We start from the raw sequence: 18,679 nt of genomic DNA on the forward strand, positions 1-18,679 counted from the left end.
ACCACTATAACTGTTGATTAATGTAACTAAGCATCTGATCAACGGCTGAAATAACTTTTGAGTTCATTTCATAAACACGCTGACTTTCGATTAGATTCACTAATTCTTCAGTCGTATTAACATTAGACGTTTCTAATGCCCCTTGTACTAGCATGCCAAAGCCTTCAAGTCCGGGAACACCCTCTTGCGGCGCACCACTAACTGCGGTTTCAACAAATAAGTTCTGGCCAACGGGCTCTAAACCGGTCGGATTGACAAAGTTTACCGTATTAATTTGACCGACAACGGCAGGCTCAGGTTGCCCTTGTAAGGTCACAGAGACTTCACCATCTTGTGAGACAGTGATGCTCAGTGCATCTTGTGGAATGGTAATTTGAGGCTGCATTAAATACCCTGCACCTGGCGTTACCATATTCCCCTCTTCATCCATGGTAAATTGACCGTTACGGGTATAAGATAGCGATCCATCCGGCATCTGTACTTGAAAAAAGCCTTCCCCTTGGATCATCAGATCAAGAGAATTATCCGTTGTTATCATATCGCCTTGCGAATGAATTTTTTGCGTAGCAACCACTTTAGTGCCTGCCCCTAAGGTTAAGCCTGATGGCATTTCTGTATCTTGGGCAGAACGGCCTCCTGGTTGATTGATCGTCTGGTATAACAGGTCTTCAAACACCGCTCGGCTCTTTTTAAAGCCCACCGTACTCGCATTTGCTAAGTTATTTGAAATAACCGCAATATCTTTAGTTTGCGCATCTAAGCCTGTTTTACTGATCCATAATGCTGGGTTCATATATCACCTCAATAATTCATTTAGAATGCACGCAATAGCGATGCACTGGCTGAATCAATTTCTTCAGCGGTTTTCATAAGTTTCAATTGCATTTCAAATTGACGTTGTAGTGTGATCATTTCAGTCATTTCCCCCACAGGATTGACATTGCTTGATTCAAGCATGCCGCTTCGTATTCTGACATTCACATCCACTTCAGGTTGTTCAATTTTTCCCCGAAACAAACCGTCATTACCTCGCTCCAATGTTCGAGTATCTGGGTTAACAAATTTGATCCGCGCGATTTCATCTTGAACAGTACTTGGCGCGCCAGCTGGCTGAACCATAATGGTACCATCAGCTGAGATCTGGATATTATTTACTGGTAATGGCAACGTTATTGGACCGTTATCACCCATGACTAAATCACCACTAGTCGTTTGCAAGTAACCTTCCTCAGTGAGCGATAAATGACCATCTCGTGTATAGCCTTCACTGCCATCACGTGCTTGTACCGCCATCATACCTTCACCTTGAATGGCAATATCTAAATCACGGCCAGTGGTCAATAACGCCCCACTGTCAAAGTTTTGGCTAGACTTTTCAGTCATAGCAAAAACACGTGTTGGTAACCCTTCACCAAATGCTTGCATAGCACGAGCTTGTGCGAGATCAGCTTTAAAGCCCGTGGTTTTCGCGTTCGCTAAATTATGCGCATTAACCGACAACGCTTTCATGTTCTGTTTAGCGCCACTCATGGCGATGTAGAGCATCTTATCCATTATCAATCCAAAATTAATCGAATGTTATCGAATATAAATGCAATTACAGTGCCAGAGGTAAAATAAGGAGAAAGTTGATTGTACATCGTTGCTCCTCACATCCATGTGATCGCGACATTACCTACAAGGATGTAGGTACTTAATTTTTGTCTGGAACATAAAAACTGACCATACATCCTGTACATACACGAAATTATGCTCCTGCAATTTCGACATACCGTACATCCTGTACATACACGAAATTATGCTCCTGCAATTTCGATATACCGTACATCCTGTACATACACGAAATTATGCTCCTGCAATTTCGACATACCGTACATCCTGTACATACACGAAATTGTGCTCCTGCAATTTCGATATACCGTACATCCTGTACATAAAAAAGCCCTTCTTAGAAGGGCTTTGAGAGGAGTAAGAAACTCAATTAACGAATTTGTAATATTGTTTGATTCAATTGATTATCAACTTCTAATGCTCGAGAGTTTGCCTGGAAATTTCGCTGTGCAGAAATTAAATCAATCAGCTCAGTAGTTAGGTTTACGTTCGACTGCTCTAACGCCGAAGAGTTAATAGTACCATAGGTTCCTGAACCTGCTTCACCCGCTAATGCCTCACCTGAACTAATGCTTTCCTTCCATGAAGTATTACCTATTTGCGTTAAGCCTTGCTCATTCGCAAAGTTAACTAAAGCAATACGTGAAAGCGGCTCTGACGTACCGTTACTATAGGTTGCACGAATCAAACCATCAGTACCAATATCAATACCTGTTAATCGACCAACGGCTAATCCATCTTGTTCCAGTGACGTCACTTCAAAGTTTGAAGCAAACTGAGTAGGTTCATTTGGATTAGGTGCTAATGGATCTAAGTTGAAATCGATTTGTATCGTTTGTGCAGGATCGGCACCATTAGGTAAATGGTTAGTAAAGTCACGGGTTACTAGACCTCCTTCGGCTAATGTAGGCTCTTGCGAAACAAAATCACCAGATGTATCAAAAATTAACCGACCTCCAATAACCCCCGTCGGAGATAAGGGTCCAGAAACAGTACCACCAACAGGGTTCGTAGTACCGCCAGCCGGATCGACCAAATCAATCGGTTTGCCATCGACACCAGCAAAAACTAGCCACTCATTTGGATTTGTACTTGGGTTATCTTTGACAAAGTAATAGGTCATCACATGACTATCACCTAATGAATCAAAAATAGTGACAGAGGTAGAGTGGTTAAACGTTAACGGATCATCAGGATCAAAATTACCCGGTGCATTGGAAATATACGAATCACCGGCAGGTAAGTTCATACGAATATCCACTTCTGATGTTTTTTGTGGTGCACCGGAAGCAGTTGGAATACGAATAGGTTCAGCTGTTGATAAACTGACAGACGCTGAAGTACCGTCAGCATTGACCGGGAAGCCTAATAAATGCTCTCCGGCCGAGTTAACCACAAAGTTGCTATCATTAAGCTTAAATTGACCTGCTCGGGTATAGGATGTTTCTAAACTGTCAATTTCAGGAACAACCGCATAAAAACCATTACCTGTAATCGCCAAATCAAGCGCATTATTAGTAAATTGGATACTGCCTTGTTGAAATTGCTGTGCAACATCAGCCGTTAATACCCCATCACCCACTTTGGTTTTGCCTGATGCGAGTAATGATGCAGCATATACATCAACAAATTCTGCACGTGACTCTTTAAACCCAGTAGTATTCACGTTGGCAATATTATTAGATGTAACATCTAAGTCTTTTTGTGCGGCGTTTAATCCGCTTAATGCGATATTAAATGACATAACTTCACCTCATATAAAAATTCTGTAATAACTTTAAACCTAAAAACAAACTCACCCTTCTGAGACTTCAACCACATCAGATAATGCCATTGAACTGCCACCATTTAGGTTTAATAAAATATTGCCACCAGCACCTGCCAGCGTGACACTATCCACCTTCCGGTAGGTCATTGCCTGGAGTTCAGAGGCTTGTCCTCCAACTAAGCCAGCAATTCTAAATCGATATGCCCCCTCTGGTGCCGGTTCACCGTCAGACATTTGACCATCCCAAGTAAAGGTAAATTCTCCGGCTTTCACATTACCAACGGGCACGGTTTGAATAATCTCACCTGCGGTATTTTCTACATAAATATTGACGTTTGATGCTGCTTCATCTGTGATCAATTTACCTTTGACTTCTTCTCCGCTAGCCATACCAAAAACATTATCATCAACGAGAACACTACGCCCCACTAACGAAGATGCTTGTAACGCTTGGCTTGACGACATAGACGCAGCAAAACTACTAAATTGTTCATTAAGTTCAGAGACACCATCTGTAGTAGAGAAAGCTGTCATCTGAGAAATCATCTCATTATTCTCAACAGGTTTTGTTGGGTCTTGGTGTGATAATTCCTTTGTTAGCAGCGCAAAAAAATCTTCTTGCGTTAACATACCACGGTCATTTTCATCCGCTTTTTTGTAATCTTCTTTCTGCCAACGCATGTTTTCTAATGGGCTTCCGCCAGTTACCGATTCCATAATCACTCCTAGCTACTAACTACGACCTAACATTAAGGTTTTATTCAGCATGTTTTTTGCTGACTCGGCTAATTGAATGTTAGTTTGATACGATCGTGATGCCGAAATCATATTGGTCATCTCTTCAATCACATTGACATTCGGTTTATAAATATAGCCATTGCTATCTGCCATAGGATGCTGAGGCGCATATTCCACATTCAATGGTGCCTCGCTTTCCACAACACCTAACACTTTGACACCAACAGACTCTTCTTGCCCAGCGGCAGCTTTTTGCATCTCTGCGGCAAAAACTGGATGCCGAGCACGATATGTTTGATCAACACTGCTACTTACACTGTCAGCATTTGCAATGTTACTCGCCGTTGTATTTAATCGTACTGACTGAGCACTCATGCCCGTCGCCGATATATCAAAAACGTTAAATAAGCTCATTATCCTTTACCTCCAGTGATAGCTTTTCTCAGCCCTTTAATTTTACTGTCAAGAAACCGAATACTTGCTTGATAGTGTAGTGAGTTTTCTAGATACAAGTTTCGTTCCATTTGTACATCAACTGTATTACCATCACCTGTATCTGGTTGATTTGGAATGCGAAAATCAACACTATTGTTCATTTCGGTACGCACATCCAAGTGTTTTTCATGCGTTCGGGTCATGCCGGCTTGCTGTTTACTTGCCGCTTGGGCAAGCGCTGCCTTAAAATCCATGCCCTTCGCTTTATACCCAGGCGTGTCTGCATTTGCGATATTTGCAGAGATCACTTCTGCGTTCTGTGCGCGTATCTGTAAACTTTGCGGGAGAATACCGAATGCTTTATCGAAACTAATGGCCATGAGGCTACCTCCAATTCTATGGAAGTAACCATTCAATTTTTATGCCAATAATAAAAAGATGTGCTAAACGTTTTTTTGATAAACGATACCGGGATTACAACGGATCATTTCGAATTTTTGGTTGAGTCCAGATAATGACTCTGAGGCACCTAGAAATAGGTAACCGCCGGGATTTAATACCCCATAGATTTGTGACAATATTTGTTTTTTTATCTCAGGAGAGAAGTAAATCAAGACGTTACGACAAAATACAATATCAAAACGCCCCATTAAACTATAGCTACCTAACAGGTTTAAGTGACGAAAACTCACTAACTTTTTGACCGGTTCTTTGATCTTTGACATGCCATTTTCACCTGGCTCAAAAAACAAACGTTTTCGCTCAGCTGATAAGCCTCGAGATAAAGATAATGTATCATAATGAGCATATTTACAGTGCTCTAACATAGTATGAGAAATATCAGTGCCAATAATTTGAACATTACCAGGTAAGCTGCCCGGATTCGACTGCTGATATTCCATCGCGGACATCCCAATAGAATAAGGTTCCTGACCAGAAGAGCTTGCGGCAGACCATATCTTTACTGGTGTACGCTGACCTTTGAACTCAGGCAACAAACGTTTTTTTAATAATTCGAACGGATATTCATCACGAAACCATAATGTTTCATTAGTTGTCATCGCATCAATAACCGCCGAGCGTAACTGCCTTTCCATCGGGCTTAATGTACGAGTTACTAACTCACCTAGGGTTTCTACATTAAATTTTGCCATCAGTGGCGCTAAGCGGCTTTTTACTAGGTATTGTTTACTTTCACCTAGCACTATTCCACATTGCTGCTCTAGAAACTCTCTGAATAAATGATAACTTTTGTCATCAAGTTGACGCGCTGGCACTATATATTTTCCACTTTAATACTGACTAACCAAATCAAGACAGTTCTTCAACTTTTAACCATTTTTTCACTGCAGTCGCTAATTCATCAGGATGAAATTTTGGAATAAAATCTTCCGCGCCTACTTTTTCAACCATGGCATTATTAAAGACACCACTTAAAGACGTGTGTAAAATGACCGGCATTTTACGTAATTGCTCATTACTTTTGATCTCTGCCGTTAAGGTATAACCATCCATTTCTGGCATTTCAATATCTGATATCAACAGTGCGACCTTTTCATCAATAGAATCACAGCCTTGAACCATTTCATTCAACTGGTTAAGCGCATCTTGGCCATTTTTCGCTAACACCATTTTCAGGCCGAGTGGCTCAAGGGCTCGTTTCACTTGGTTGCGCGCCACAGTTGAATCATCGGCAATCATGATCACCCGCTCACCAAGACTTTGACCGACAGTTTCATCTTTAACCTCATCACTCAGCTCTGTAGATATCGGGCTAATTTCGTTAAGAATTTTTTCAACATCCAAGATAGATACCATTTCGTTATCTATTTCGGTTACTGCCGTCAAATAACTTGATTTCCCAGCGCCTTCTGGTGGGGGTAAAATATCTTGCCAGCTTAAGGTCACAATACGCTCAACCCCAGAGACCAAGAAACCTTGCACACTGCGATTATATTCAGCAATAATAACAAAAGAATTCTCATCCGGCTTAATTTCTGGCCCACCGGTCGCTTTACTTAGATCTATAACTGAAATGGTCTGCCCTCGAATATGAGCAACCCCTTTAATAAACTTATCTTGTTTAGGTAATAATGTTAAACGAGGACAAGGCATTACTTCTCGTACTTTAAACACGTTAATGCCGAATCTTTGTGACCCAACTAACTTGAACATTAAAAGCTCTAGTCTATTTTGACCCACCAACTGCGTACGTTGATTTACCGAATCTAAAACTCCAGCCATATTAACCTCGTTGTAGAATGCCCTAACAGGATACCGCACTATTAGGCACAATTCTTGATTGTACATTGATATGATTAGATTCGCCTGTATTTTGACGGATTTAATCTATTTTCTCGCTCTGTAAATTAAGCATAGACGAGTATTTCAATTTCCCTAGTACTAGATTACAAAATTTATGAGCAAATTAAAGATATTTATAAGTTTTTCACTTTTGACCATGTTAGCGACTTTGGACTGTGTAGCTACGACATATGATGCCGAATACATTACAAAGCTAGCGAAAACTTATGTGGAAGAACATACCGAACAACCACGTCATGGTAAAATTGTTGTCACTCCTGCAGCCATAGACCCTAGAATCAATATTAAACCATGTTCAGTTCCTTTAAGTGCAAATATACCCCAAAACTACTCCAGTAGAAATCTAAATGTGAAAATTTCCTGTGAAAGTTCAACACCCTGGCAATTGTTTATACCGGTACAAGTTGAAACAACCATACCCGTTTTAGTTGCGAAGACAAAAATTGCTAAAGGCAGCACTCTAAACGAACAAAATCTCGCTATTGAATGGCGTAACCTCTACCGTATTCGTGGAGAAATCCTCAATGATATTGACCAAATTAAAGGTGCTCGAAGTAAACGAACATTGATGCCTGGTCGAGCCGTTACTAAAAAAGTAATTTGCGTTGTATGTAAAGGTGAAGTTGTCACCATTGTTGCTCAATCTGATAATTTTCACATAAAAACATCTGGAGTTGCTTTAAAAAATGCGACATTTGGTGAACAAGTAAAAGTTAGAAATACCCGTTCTGGAAAAACAATCACCGCCCAAGTGCAATCTATCAATCAGGTAGCAATTAATTTATAAATAATGTTAAAGTATTGAAAACTTTTGCCGATACAAAGACATAAAAGTCGTACTAATTGCCAATAGGATCACATTATGGCTATGAATATCAATAACTTGAGTAATAACACTCAAGTTAAGCAAAAAGTCGAACAACAAACTCAGGTGAAGCAACAAGCGACGCAAAACTCTGTCTCGGCTGAACAATCAAAAGTTGCAAGTAAAGATTCGGTTTCAATTACACCACAAGCGAAGCAACTTGGTGAACTTCAGAAAAAGGCCAATGAAGGTTCGGCAGTTAACCAGAAGAAAGTTGAACAACTGAAAAGTGCTATTATGTCTGGCGAATATAAAGTAAACCCTGAAAAATTAGCAGCAAGCATAGCTAACTTTGAGTTTAAACTTGGCTAAGCATTAATAAGTTTAAGGATAATAATTAGTGTCAACAGATTCCGGCCATTTGCCACAACTTCAAAAACAGCTTGAGCAATTACAACAGCTTGAATCTATTATTGATAGTGAAAAGGCGATCCTCCAACAGCAAGATCCAGCTAAGCTTACTGAAATCTCAGAGCTGAAAAATCAACTTTTGATTGATATTCAATCATTGGATCAACAGTTTGAACAAAGTGTGCAATTTAAACAAGATAAAGCACAAGGGGTCTATGCTGATATTCTGGCAGAAATTGAAAAAGTGCTGCTTAGTTGCAAAGAAAAAAATCTCGTCAATGGTCAAATTATCCAACATTCTGAATTAGCCGTTGAACGCATGAAAACAACCCTTTTACAAAATCATAATAAGTCATCAATGACCTATGACAGTAAAGGAAAAACCAGTGGTGGGTTAAGTAGCTTAGGCATAAAGGCCTAACCTGTTAAACTAGAAAACCTTCAACCATTGCTCACATTTTCTAATCAAGCTCAACTTATCAATAAAGCTCAACTTATCAATAAAGCATTTAACTTCATTGCAATGCGTTAATTAATATAAGCAATCGGCTTAGCTGAAATGCATGTTATTACTAACATATAAAGATGAGAAAATACTCCTGCAATTTCGATATACCGTATTTCCTATACACACACGAAATTATGCTCCTGCAATTTCGTTGTACCGTATTTCCTATACATAAAACCGGCTATAAAGCCGGTTTTTTAACTACTTTGTGATTGAAAAAATTAAAAATACTGAACGTTTTTAATTTCTCTCTGATTGGAAGAGGCGAGATAAAGGTCATACACTTGTTTAAAGTCCAACAGTAACTCGGTTGTATAAGTGTCACCAACAGGGTAGCTTTTCAACACTTTAGCCCCACGGATAAGTCCATTGACTGATGTCGTTAGCTCTTGATCATTTATCAATAGATTTGACATCGTAGTTGAGTCGTTAATCTGCTGCCCATACACTTGCTCTGCTAATTCGGCATAAGCCGCCAATTTAGAAGCTTTAATCGCCATTAGCATACGCTGTGTTTCATTGTCAGACTTTTGTAAACTAATGGGTGCTTGACCCACCGCCTTGATCACCGGAAACGAATCTGGTTTCACGCGTTGCCATTGCACATGTTTATCATAAATAGTGCTACAACCGCCAAGTAAAAGTGATGAAACTCCAAGCATAGAGGCTACTAATAACATTTTTTTCATAACATCCCCCTATTGATGAATCTCAACCGCCCTTGCTTCATCGCTAAGCATTTCAGCTTCTCTGATGATCATGCCGTCTTTCATTCTGACATTTTCCATACGATTTAGCTCTTCACCCACGATCCAATTAGGAATAAATGATTGGGCCGTAGCAACTACAACACGTGATTGCATACCTATCATACGCGCGTTGACCAAAATACCACCGTCTTGTTTCATCATGGTACCAGTTACCACATAGTCAATAATCTGGCGTTCTGGTAATTCTTTCCAGTCACGAGTGAACACATAATCACCGTCTTTGGTAACGCGAATATGTCCTGTGGTTTTAAAATCGACAATAATCAAACCATGACGTTGTAATTCATGGATAAAGCTTTCCGATAATTGATTACCCAACCAATTAGTTGACTCTAAATCTTTTAAGTCAACAAACGAAGCAACCGCTATCGGTGTTTTTGGGGTGACAAAAGTACTACTTTCAAGCATTTGATATGCAAGCCCTTTTACCACATCATTGATTGCGTGTTTAGGTAGTTCAAACGCATCTATTTCACCTTGCTCTTGTTGAACAACACGGTAGAAATCATCCCCATCAGACATCATGCTACATGAAACCAACAAGGGTAATGTTAATAGCAACCACTTTTTCATTGAGTGCTCCTCAATTACATCCAAATTTAATAGCAAAAACCAAGCATATTTTAAGCCAACTCTACAAACATTCGATTTAGGCATAAAAAATGCTTAACATTAAACAGTAACAATCAATAATATTTGTATACTCTTGGCGTATCTGAACCAATCAAACAACTCGGCATCAGATGCTTCATGCTTATAGCTTAGAACATGCCAAGTTTTTTTATAGGATTAACTATGCGTATTATCGCTTTAACTTTATTAACATTACTGTATTGGTCATCTGCTCATGCGCAGTGGTATCAGGCACAAGGTCAGGCATACATCAGTAAAGATAATGCTAAAGCAGCTAAATCTAAAGCGGTGGAAAATGCCTTAAAAAAAGCATTATTGGTCGCGGGGGCATCTGTCTCCAGTGTTCAACAAGTCATCAATGGTTTATTAACACAGGATGAAATTAACATTCGTGCAAGTGGTACAGTCCGTTCATTTGAGCTTATTGATGAATTACATCAAGACAATAGTATTACGGTTACCATTCGTGCCAATATTTTGCCGCAAGAACGTCAATGTTTTTCTGCCGATTACCGAAAGTCCCTGTTGATCACAAAAAGTCATATCAAAAATAGAGAGCAAGCCAACATCGGCGGGATATATCAACTCGATAATACCCTTGTCAAAAAACTATCTCATGCTATTCGCCAGCAAGGAATGTATTTAGAGACCAAGCTTGCATTAAAAAACAACTCCGCTTTTTCTCGTTATAACAACAGCATACAAGTTGAAGAAATCAAACGAATTGCAATGACATTAGCTGATTTAACCGATAGTCAATATGTGATGTTTTCAGAAATAGAAGATATTTCATTTGCCGATACCGAAAACAATAGCTGGTCTTTTTGGCAAGAAGATGAATTTAACCGTTACTTTAATTTTGCGGTATATATTTATAATGGCGCTAATGGAGAATTAGTGTTTAGCAAAAACTACTATAACGAAGCGCCCTGGACATTCACCAAACGTGCCCAAGTTGACGTATATTCCAAAGCCTTTTGGCAAAGTGAATATGGTCAAACTATCAAGCACACGTTAACCGATATTGTCACCGACATTGACGACAACATGATGTGTCAACCAACTCGCGCCAAAATCATCCAAGTGGCAAGTAATCAGGTACGGATTAACATTGGCAGTAATCATGGTGTTAAAGTTGGTGATGAATTCTCATTATTACACTTGAAAAACTTTACTAGCAGTGACGGTAAATTATACGCAGGATTTAATGTCAGCCCTTACACAGTTAAAGTCACGGATGTTTCTGCTTACAACGCTCTGGCAGTGACCACTGAAAACAATGCCTTAGGAAATATTCAGTTAGATGATGTCGCAGTTAGGTATTAACAATACGAAACTTTACAGCATTAAAAAATTTGATAAAATCTATCGCCTTAACTGCTGTCCTCATAGTTTAACTGGATAAAACTGCGGCCTCCTAAGCCGCTGCTCCAGGTTCGAGTCCTGGTGGGGACGCCATACTATCATTGTGTTTCTATTGCTCCTAAAAACTAATCAAGCATACCTATAGTCAACATCTTGAACAGTAGCCCAATTTTACTGCCCTTTGGGCTACAAACATGGCTAATTACAAGCCACTCATTTCTTTATTCACGGCAATAATTTCATGCCACTGGTTTTTAAATACTCGAGCGTAATTGGCACGAAATGCTTTAAAACTACCTTTACCGTATATTTTTTCAAAATGTTTACTAAATTCCCAATCATCATCAAACTCAGTCCAAGACTCAAAAGAAGACAGCGCCATCAGATGGCGTCCATTAGTGTTACCTTGGATAAATTTGTTTTCCATTACCGCCCAATATTTGACTTTGCCTATTTTATCAAGTGTCTCTTTAACCTGAGTTAGCAAGTACTTCACAACTTCCTGATCTTGATCTTTATTCACCGTTAAATACCGAGAAACAAATTTTTCTGGAGAAGGCGCTTTTTCACCTAAATTATTGATCTCTAAGCCTTCAATATTACGCCATATTTCACTTTGCTGATAAGAGCTAATATAAGGGTTAATGTTATCAGCCCAATCTTGATCGTGCTTTTTATTATCAGGTCGTGCATCTAACTCTGAGAATGTCACAGGCCCCATCACCCACAGGAGTTCGTTAGCACTGGGACCATAAGTAATATTAAAGATTTTGGTTTTTAATGGAGCTTTGACATGATATTTTTTAATATGCTCTCGCATATTGTTGGTGAGTTTTTTAGCATCTGTATTATTTATCGTGAATCTAAATGTATCCCATTGAGTATATGATTTAGTTTGTTCTGCTAATACTGAAAAAGTGAACAGTAGCGTTGCTACTAAAATAGATATTTTTTTCATAATAGTACCTTCCATTATACTATTACAGCTTTAAGCCAAGTGGCTAAAGAAGACTTCAATAATATTGATTATCAACAGAGCCAGTATAGTAGAGAAAAACGTTATTACCATTTAACGCTAGTAAATCAATACTCATGAAGCAAGCAATCAGCTTTTTTCCCATAAAAAAACCTCGCTTATGCGAGGTTAATTTTTATAGCCAACTAAAATTAATTGGCTTGTTCTGTCTTTACTTCCATGTTCTCAGCTACTGAGGTGTTACTCAATATCGCTGACAATGCTAATACAAATACGGCAAATATTACGGTTGTCAGTTTGATCCCTTTTGAAGACGATTTATTCATTCTAATGTCCTACTTAGGTATTATTATTATGGTCAAACTTTACTACGCTACAAAACTTATACGATAAACATCAATATTTCAATGATTTATCTGAAAAATTACTTACAGCACTGTTATTTTTTTAAAAAATATAACAAATCGCATAATATCATTTGCAGAGATACCCCTGTCTAGGCGAAAATAGCGTCACTTTTTACACCCTCAATTTTTAAAACAGTTGGAGCAATTATGCCGTCGCGTCAAGAACTCGCCAATGCAATCCGTGTATTAAGCATGGATGCTGTTCAAAAAGCAAAATCAGGTCACCCAGGTGCCCCCATGGGGATGGCAGATATCGCCGAAGTCCTATGGCGTGATTTTCTAAAACATAACCCAAGTGATCCTAACTGGGTTGATCGCGACCGTTTCATTTTGTCAAACGGCCATGGTTCAATGCTCATTTATTCGTTATTGCATTTAACTGGTTATGATTTACCGATGTCGGAACTACAGAACTTTCGACAATTACACTCAAAAACGCCAGGTCACCCAGAATATGGTTACACCCCTGGTGTGGAAACAACAACCGGCCCACTAGGCGCAGGTGTCTCAAATGCTGTGGGTATGGCGATTGCTGAAAAAACCTTAGCTGCACAATTTAACCGCCCAGGTCACGATATTGTTAACCATTTTACCTATTGTTTCTTAGGTGATGGTTGTTTGATGGAAGGTATTTCCCATGAAGCATGCTCATTAGCAGGCACTTTAGGCTTAGGCAAATTAATCGCCTTTTGGGATGACAATGGCATTTCTATCGATGGTGAAGTTGAGGGATGGTTCACTGACGATACACCAAAACGCTTTGCCTCATATGGGTGGCATGTTATTGCCGATGTTGATGGTCATGATGCCGATGCTGTTGCAAAAGCTATCAAAGAAGCGCAAGCAGTCACTGATAAACCAACCATGATTTGCTGTAAAACAGTAATAGGTTTTGGCTCACCTAACAAACAAGGTACCCATAATTGCCACGGTGCCCCGTTAGGAGACGATGAAATTAACGCGGCACGTGAATTTTTAAATTGGTCGCATGCACCTTTTGAAATCCCTAATGAAATTTATGCTCAGTGGGATCAAAAAGAAAAAGGGCAAACGTCACAATCTTCTTGGCATGAGAAGTTTGCTGCGTATCAAGCCGCCCACCCAGAACTAGCAGCAGAATATGAACGCCGTGTGATCAAAGGTGACTTACCAGCAGACTTTGAAGCAAAAGCCAACGCATATATTCAAGAGTGCCAAGCAAAAGCAGAAAATATCGCTTCACGTAAAGCTTCACAAAATACCATTGAAGCCTTTGGTAACATTTTACCTGAATTATTAGGTGGCTCTGCCGATTTAGCCGGCTCAAACTTAACATTATGGTCAGGCTCGAAAGGTATTGAAACAGATGCTGCTGGTAACTACATTTTCTACGGTGTCCGTGAGTTTGGTATGTCAGGCATTATGAATGGTATTTCATTACACGGTGGTTTTATTAACTACGGTGCCACCTTTATGATGTTTATGGAATATGCCCGTAATGCGGTACGTATGTCGGCCTTGATGGGCATTCAAAATATTTTTGTTTACACCCATGATTCAATTGGCCAAGGTGAAGATGGTCCAACACACCAACCAATCGAACAATTAACAAACTTACGTACTACCCCGAACATGGTTACTTGGCGCCCGGCTGATGCCACAGAATCTGCGGTAGCATGGAAAAATGCTGTACAGCGTCAAAATGCGCCAACATCCTTGGTATTTTCTCGTCAAGGATTACCAGCACAAGCACGTACGGAACAGCAAGTAACTGATATCGCTAAAGGTGGTTATATTTTACGTGACAGTGAAGGTACACCAGAAGTGATCCTTATCGCTACAGGTTCAGAAGTCGCACTAGCACTTGCTGCAGCCGATACACTTGGTACACACGTGCGTGTTGTCTCTATGCCTTCAACCAATATTTTTGATGCGCAAGATGCACAATACAAGGAATCAGTACTACCAAGTAGCGTAACTAAGCGCGTCGCTATTGAAGCTGCACATACCGATTTCTGGTATAAATATGTCGGTTTCAACGGTGCCGTTGTCGGCATGACAACATTTGGTGAATCAGCACCAGGTGGCGTACTAATGGAACACTTTGGCTTTACCGTTGATAACGTGGTTAGCACAGTTAACAACTTAGCTTAATCAAATCGCCACGACAACATCAAGCTTGTCGTGGCGTTTCCATTCATGAAATATAAGTCATTATGTCTGTAAATATCGCTATCAATGGGTTTGGCCGTATTGGTCGAAATGTTGCCCGTGCGCTCTATGAAAACAACCATCGTCAAGATTTCAAACTTGTTGCCATCAATGAAATTGCAGAACCTGCTGGTATCGCACATTTACTCAAATATGACAGTAATCATGGCCGCTTTGCCTTCGCGGTAAATTTAACCGATAACATTCTCAATGTTGCTGGTGATGATATCAAGCTGTCTCATCATCAACATATTGAGCAGATTGACTGGCATGACGAACAGGTCGATATCGTTCTGGATTGCACAGGTAAGTTTGCCACTAAGCAAGAAGGTGAACAATATATTAGCCAAGGGGCCAAAAAAGTATTATTTTCACACCCTGCCGATCCAAACGTTGATACCACCATTATTTTTGGGATTAATGATGATAGCTTAACCTCAGATGATCGCGTGATCAGTAACGGCTCATGTACCACCAATTGTATTGTTCCAGTGATCAAAGTCATTGACGATGCTTTCGGAGTGGAAAGCGGCACAATCACCACTATTCATTCATCAATGCATGATCAGCAAGTGATTGATGCCTACCATCCTGATTTACGTCGTACCCGAGCAGCAAGCCAATCAATTATCCCTGTTGATACTAAATTAGCCGCAGGTATTGAACGTATTCTGCCGAAATTTGCTGGGCGTTTTGAAGCCATTGCAGTTCGTGTACCCACAGTGAATGTCACCGCGATGGATTTAAGCTTAACCGTATCAAGTGATGTTTGTATTGCGGAAATTAATCAAGCAATCAAAGCCGCACAAAACAACGGCCTACAAGGCATTTTAGGGTATACCGAAGAACCGTTAGTCTCGATTGATTTTAACCATGACCCGCACTCAGCGATTGTCGACGGCAATCAAACGCGGGTGAGTCACAAACGCTTGATTAAAATGCTTGTTTGGTGTGATAACGAATGGGGCTTTGCCAATCGTATGCTTGATACCTCCAAAGTAATAGCAAAATACCTTTAAAACGAATGACAGATGATTTTTACTTTAACCATTTAATATTAAATAACAGGAATTACCCATGTCAGTGATCAAAATGACCGACTTAGACCTTAACGGACAGCGAGTACTTATCCGTGAAGATTTAAACGTACCCGTCAGTGAAGGAAAAGTCACTTCTGACGCACGACTTAAAGCCGCGTTACCTACCATAAAACATGCGTTAGATGCTGGTGCAAAAGTAATGGTAATGTCACATTTAGGTCGCCCAACCGAAGGTGAATTTAACCCAGAGTTTTCATTACAACCGGTTGTTGATTACCTCTCAGACGCTTTATCAGCTCCTGTAACATTAGCTTCAGATTACTTAGAAGGTATCGAGGTAAATGCGGGCGAGTTAGTTATTTTTGAAAATGTACGTTTTAATGTCGGTGAAAAGAAAAACGATGATACATTAGCAAAAAAACTAGCAGCACTATGCGATGTCTTTGTTATGGATGCATTTGGCACGGCACATCGCGCACAGGCCAGTACCCATGGCGTTGCCAAATTTGCTCCTACCGCCTGTGCAGGGCCTCTATTAGCCGGTGAATTAGAAGCACTTGGTAAAGCATTAGATAATCCTGCTCGCCCAATGGTGGCAATTGTCGGTGGTTCAAAAGTATCAACAAAACTGACCGTATTAGAATCACTTGCTGGTATCGTTGACCAGCTTGTTGTTGGTGGCGGTATCGCTAATACCTTTATTGCCGCACAAGGGCACAATGTGGGTAAGTCATTATATGAAGCGGATTTAATCGATGAAGCCAAGCGATTGACTGCACAAGCAATAGCTAATAATGGCTCAATTCCTGTCCCAACTGACGTAGTGACTGGCACAGAATTTTCAGCATCAACGCCTGCAAATTTAAAAGCAGTCAGTGAAGTTGACGCGCAAGATATGATTTTTGATATCGGTCCAGATTCAGCACAAGTATTAGCTGATATTATTGCTAAAGCGGGCACCATTGTTTGGAATGGCCCTGTGGGGGTTTTTGAATTTGACCAATTTGGCAAAGGTACAGAAACTATTGCTCACGCGATTGCTAATAGCAGCGCATTCTCCATTGCCGGTGGTGGTGATACATTAGCCGCTGTCGACAAATACGATATTGCCGATAAAGTCTCTTATATCTCTACCGGCGGTGGTGCTTTCTTAGAGTTTTTAGAAGGCAAAAAATTGCCAGCCGTTGAAATCTTAGAACAGCGTGCGCAACAAGGATAAGATACAATCGTTATGATCATTCAGCCTGCAAATAATAAGTTGCAGGCTGAATAACTCGTCAAAAATAAATCGCCTCTCGCAATATCAAAAAATTTCTTCATATTCTTTACTGATATTTTCGTAGTAAAATTACATAAATATTGTCTTAATTTCATCAGAAACTTTCGATTTCCTACTAATATTTTAGTAATTGTTAATCAAAAACGAAATTTCACCTTCCCTTAGAGCTAATACCTGTCAACAGGCATTTTTTAACCAGTGCACAGCAGTATTTTTTTCTGATACAATTACGAAATGAAAGCAGTTAACTTTCACTATGAAACTTATCTGTTAAAAATCAATTGTTAGCACAACCCATTTAAGCGATATTTTTTAGGAGTTATTTCATGGCTTTAGTTTCAATGCGCCAAATGTTAGATCATGCAGCAGAAAATGGATACGGCATTCCAGCATTTAACGTGAACAACTTAGAGCAAGTTAGAGCAATCATGATTGCCGCAGACAAAACTAACAGCCCGGTTATTTTACAAGGCTCTGCAGGTGCGAGAAAGTATGCTGGTGCACCATTTTTACGCCACCTAATTCTTGCCGCAATTGAAGAGTTTCCTCATATTCCTGTGGTTATGCACCAAGATCACGGTACCTCTCCAAGTGTATGCCAGCGTTCAATACAGTTAGGTTTTTCTTCTGTGATGATGGACGGTTCACTCATGGAAGATGGTAAGACCCCTTCAAGTTATGAATACAATGTCGATGTCACTCGTCGCACTGTTGAAATGGCTCATGCTTGTGGTGTTTCAGTAGAAGGCGAATTAGGCTGTTTAGGCTCTTTAGAAACAGGTGAAGCCGGTGAAGAAGACGGTATAGGTGCTGAAGGAAAATTAACCCTAGAGCAAATGTTAACTGATCCAGAAGAAGCGGCTGACTTTGTCAATAAAACTCAAGTCGATGCTTTAGCAATTGCCTGTGGTACATCTCATGGTGCATATAAATTTACTCGTCCACCAACAGGCGATATTCTAGCAATTGACCGTATCAAAGCAATTCATCAACGTATCCCCAATACCCACCTTGTCATGCACGGCTCATCTTCAGTACCGCAAGAGTGGTTAGCCATCATTAATGAATACGGTGGTGAAATTCCTGAAACTTACGGGGTACCGGTTGAGCAAATCCAAGAAGGTATCAAAAACGGTGTCAGAAAAGTCAATATTGACACCGATTTACGTTTAGCCTCAACTGGCGCAACTCGTCGTTTTTTAGCCCATAACCCGAGTGAATTTGATCCACGAAAATTCCTCAGTGAAACCACTAAAGCAATGACAGATATTTGCATTGCCCGTTATGAAGCGTTTGGCACGGCAGGTAACGCAGAAAAAATCAAACCTATTTCATTAGAAAAAATGTTTGAAAAATACAGCCAAGGTGAGTTAAACGCTGTAGTTAAATAATCTGCTCTCTCCCTTTAATTACCAATG

20 protein-coding genes and 1 tRNA gene are annotated in these 18,679 nt (G+C 40.0%); 9 read left to right on the forward strand and 12 right to left on the reverse strand.

All coding sequences use genetic code 11. The annotated features are described in order from the left end of the window. Window positions 1-4: 4 nt before the first annotated feature. The 8 genes from flgG to IV514_RS09485 form a co-directional block, all read right to left on the reverse strand. The gene (gene flgG, locus IV514_RS09450; protein ID WP_206484842.1) at window positions 5-793 is read right to left on the reverse strand and encodes a flagellar basal-body rod protein FlgG; all 789 of its coding nucleotides are present in this window, start codon (window positions 791-793) and stop codon (window positions 5-7) included. Between the two features lie 20 nt (window positions 794-813). Then, window positions 814-1,554: a flagellar basal-body rod protein FlgF gene (flgF, locus tag IV514_RS09455; RefSeq protein WP_206484843.1), complete on the reverse strand. Its 741-nt coding sequence runs from the start codon at window positions 1,552-1,554 to the stop codon at window positions 814-816. Window positions 1,555-1,981: 427 nt separating this feature from the next. Then, window positions 1,982-3,355, reverse strand: a complete 1,374-nt coding sequence (gene flgE / locus IV514_RS09460) for a flagellar hook protein FlgE (RefSeq protein ID WP_206484845.1) — start codon at window positions 3,353-3,355, stop codon at window positions 1,982-1,984. A 51-nt stretch (window positions 3,356-3,406) separates the two neighbouring features. After that, a complete protein-coding gene (locus IV514_RS09465) occupies window positions 3,407-4,096 on the reverse strand; it encodes a flagellar hook assembly protein FlgD (protein ID WP_206484847.1) in 690 nt (229 codons plus the stop codon). Window positions 4,097-4,111: 15 nt separating this feature from the next. Then, window positions 4,112-4,531, reverse strand: a complete 420-nt coding sequence (gene flgC / locus IV514_RS09470) for a flagellar basal body rod protein FlgC (protein WP_206484849.1) — start codon at window positions 4,529-4,531, stop codon at window positions 4,112-4,114. Next, window positions 4,531-4,932: a flagellar basal body rod protein FlgB gene (flgB, locus tag IV514_RS09475; RefSeq protein ID WP_206484851.1), complete on the reverse strand. Its 402-nt coding sequence runs from the start codon at window positions 4,930-4,932 to the stop codon at window positions 4,531-4,533. The genes flgC and flgB overlap by 1 nt, the downstream gene beginning before the upstream one ends. Before the next feature lie 63 nt (window positions 4,933-4,995). Beyond that, window positions 4,996-5,829, reverse strand: coding sequence for a protein-glutamate O-methyltransferase CheR (locus tag IV514_RS09480; protein ID WP_206484852.1), 834 nt, complete (start codon window positions 5,827-5,829; stop codon window positions 4,996-4,998). A gap of 34 nt (window positions 5,830-5,863) precedes the next feature. Next, complete coding sequence (locus IV514_RS09485; RefSeq protein ID WP_206484854.1) at window positions 5,864-6,796, reverse strand: chemotaxis protein; 933 nt, start codon at window positions 6,794-6,796, stop codon at window positions 5,864-5,866. A 175-nt stretch (window positions 6,797-6,971) separates the two neighbouring features. Here IV514_RS09485 and flgA point away from each other — a divergent pair, with 175 nt between their 5' ends. The 3 genes from flgA (at window position 6,972) to flgN (ending at window position 8,514) form a co-directional block, all read left to right on the forward strand. Next, complete coding sequence (gene flgA / locus IV514_RS09490) at window positions 6,972-7,664, forward strand: flagellar basal body P-ring formation chaperone FlgA (RefSeq protein WP_206484856.1); 693 nt, start codon at window positions 6,972-6,974, stop codon at window positions 7,662-7,664. A 75-nt stretch (window positions 7,665-7,739) separates the two neighbouring features. Further along, window positions 7,740-8,054 (forward strand): flagellar biosynthesis anti-sigma factor FlgM, encoded by a 315-nt coding sequence (gene flgM / locus IV514_RS09495; RefSeq protein WP_241242266.1) that lies wholly within the window; start codon window positions 7,740-7,742, stop codon window positions 8,052-8,054. Window positions 8,055-8,082: 28 nt separating this feature from the next. Continuing rightward, window positions 8,083-8,514, forward strand: coding sequence for a flagellar export chaperone FlgN (gene flgN, locus IV514_RS09500; RefSeq protein ID WP_206484858.1), 432 nt, complete (start codon window positions 8,083-8,085; stop codon window positions 8,512-8,514). Between the two features lie 308 nt (window positions 8,515-8,822). Here the strand turns inward: flgN and IV514_RS09505 are convergent, their stop codons facing one another. Then, window positions 8,823-9,290 (reverse strand): LPP20 family lipoprotein, encoded by a 468-nt coding sequence (locus tag IV514_RS09505; protein WP_241242267.1) that lies wholly within the window; start codon window positions 9,288-9,290, stop codon window positions 8,823-8,825. Between the two features lie 9 nt (window positions 9,291-9,299). Next, the gene (locus IV514_RS09510) at window positions 9,300-9,944 is read right to left on the reverse strand and encodes a FlgO family outer membrane protein (protein ID WP_206484860.1); all 645 of its coding nucleotides are present in this window, start codon (window positions 9,942-9,944) and stop codon (window positions 9,300-9,302) included. 222 nt (window positions 9,945-10,166) lie between these two features. Between IV514_RS09510 and IV514_RS09515 the strand changes: the two genes are divergently transcribed. Both IV514_RS09515 and IV514_RS09520 read left to right on the forward strand, forming a co-directional pair. Then, window positions 10,167-11,330, forward strand: coding sequence for a flagella assembly protein FlgT (locus IV514_RS09515; RefSeq protein WP_206484862.1), 1,164 nt, complete (start codon window positions 10,167-10,169; stop codon window positions 11,328-11,330). A gap of 56 nt (window positions 11,331-11,386) precedes the next feature. Continuing rightward, window positions 11,387-11,462: transfer RNA gene (locus tag IV514_RS09520), tRNA-Arg, on the forward strand. A gap of 109 nt (window positions 11,463-11,571) precedes the next feature. Here the strand turns inward: IV514_RS09520 and IV514_RS09525 are convergent. Both IV514_RS09525 and IV514_RS17620 read right to left on the reverse strand, forming a co-directional pair. Beyond that, on the reverse strand, window positions 11,572-12,327 hold the full coding sequence (locus tag IV514_RS09525; RefSeq protein ID WP_206484864.1) for a hypothetical protein: 756 nt from the start codon (window positions 12,325-12,327) through the stop codon (window positions 11,572-11,574). A 209-nt stretch (window positions 12,328-12,536) separates the two neighbouring features. Beyond that, on the reverse strand, window positions 12,537-12,671 hold the full coding sequence (locus IV514_RS17620; RefSeq protein WP_277601498.1) for a hypothetical protein: 135 nt from the start codon (window positions 12,669-12,671) through the stop codon (window positions 12,537-12,539). A 228-nt stretch (window positions 12,672-12,899) separates the two neighbouring features. Here IV514_RS17620 and tkt point away from each other — a divergent pair, with 228 nt between their 5' ends. The 4 genes from tkt (at window position 12,900) to fba (ending at window position 18,652) form a co-directional block, all read left to right on the forward strand. Next, window positions 12,900-14,885, forward strand: coding sequence for a transketolase (gene tkt / locus IV514_RS09530; RefSeq protein WP_206484866.1), 1,986 nt, complete (start codon window positions 12,900-12,902; stop codon window positions 14,883-14,885). 62 nt (window positions 14,886-14,947) lie between these two features. Beyond that, window positions 14,948-15,961 carry an erythrose-4-phosphate dehydrogenase gene (gene epd / locus IV514_RS09535; RefSeq protein ID WP_206484868.1) on the forward strand — a complete coding sequence of 338 codons (1,014 nt, stop codon included), beginning with the start codon at window positions 14,948-14,950 and terminating at the stop codon, window positions 15,959-15,961. A gap of 58 nt (window positions 15,962-16,019) precedes the next feature. Further along, a complete protein-coding gene (locus IV514_RS09540; RefSeq protein WP_206484870.1) occupies window positions 16,020-17,201 on the forward strand; it encodes a phosphoglycerate kinase in 1,182 nt (393 codons plus the stop codon). A 386-nt stretch (window positions 17,202-17,587) separates the two neighbouring features. Next, window positions 17,588-18,652 (forward strand): class II fructose-bisphosphate aldolase, encoded by a 1,065-nt coding sequence (gene fba / locus IV514_RS09545; protein ID WP_206484873.1) that lies wholly within the window; start codon window positions 17,588-17,590, stop codon window positions 18,650-18,652. The last annotated feature ends 27 nt before the right edge of the window (window positions 18,653-18,679 follow it).

The organism is Thalassotalea sp. G2M2-11 (assembly GCF_017168195.1).
Lineage (GTDB): Bacteria > Pseudomonadota > Gammaproteobacteria > Enterobacterales > Alteromonadaceae > Thalassotalea_E.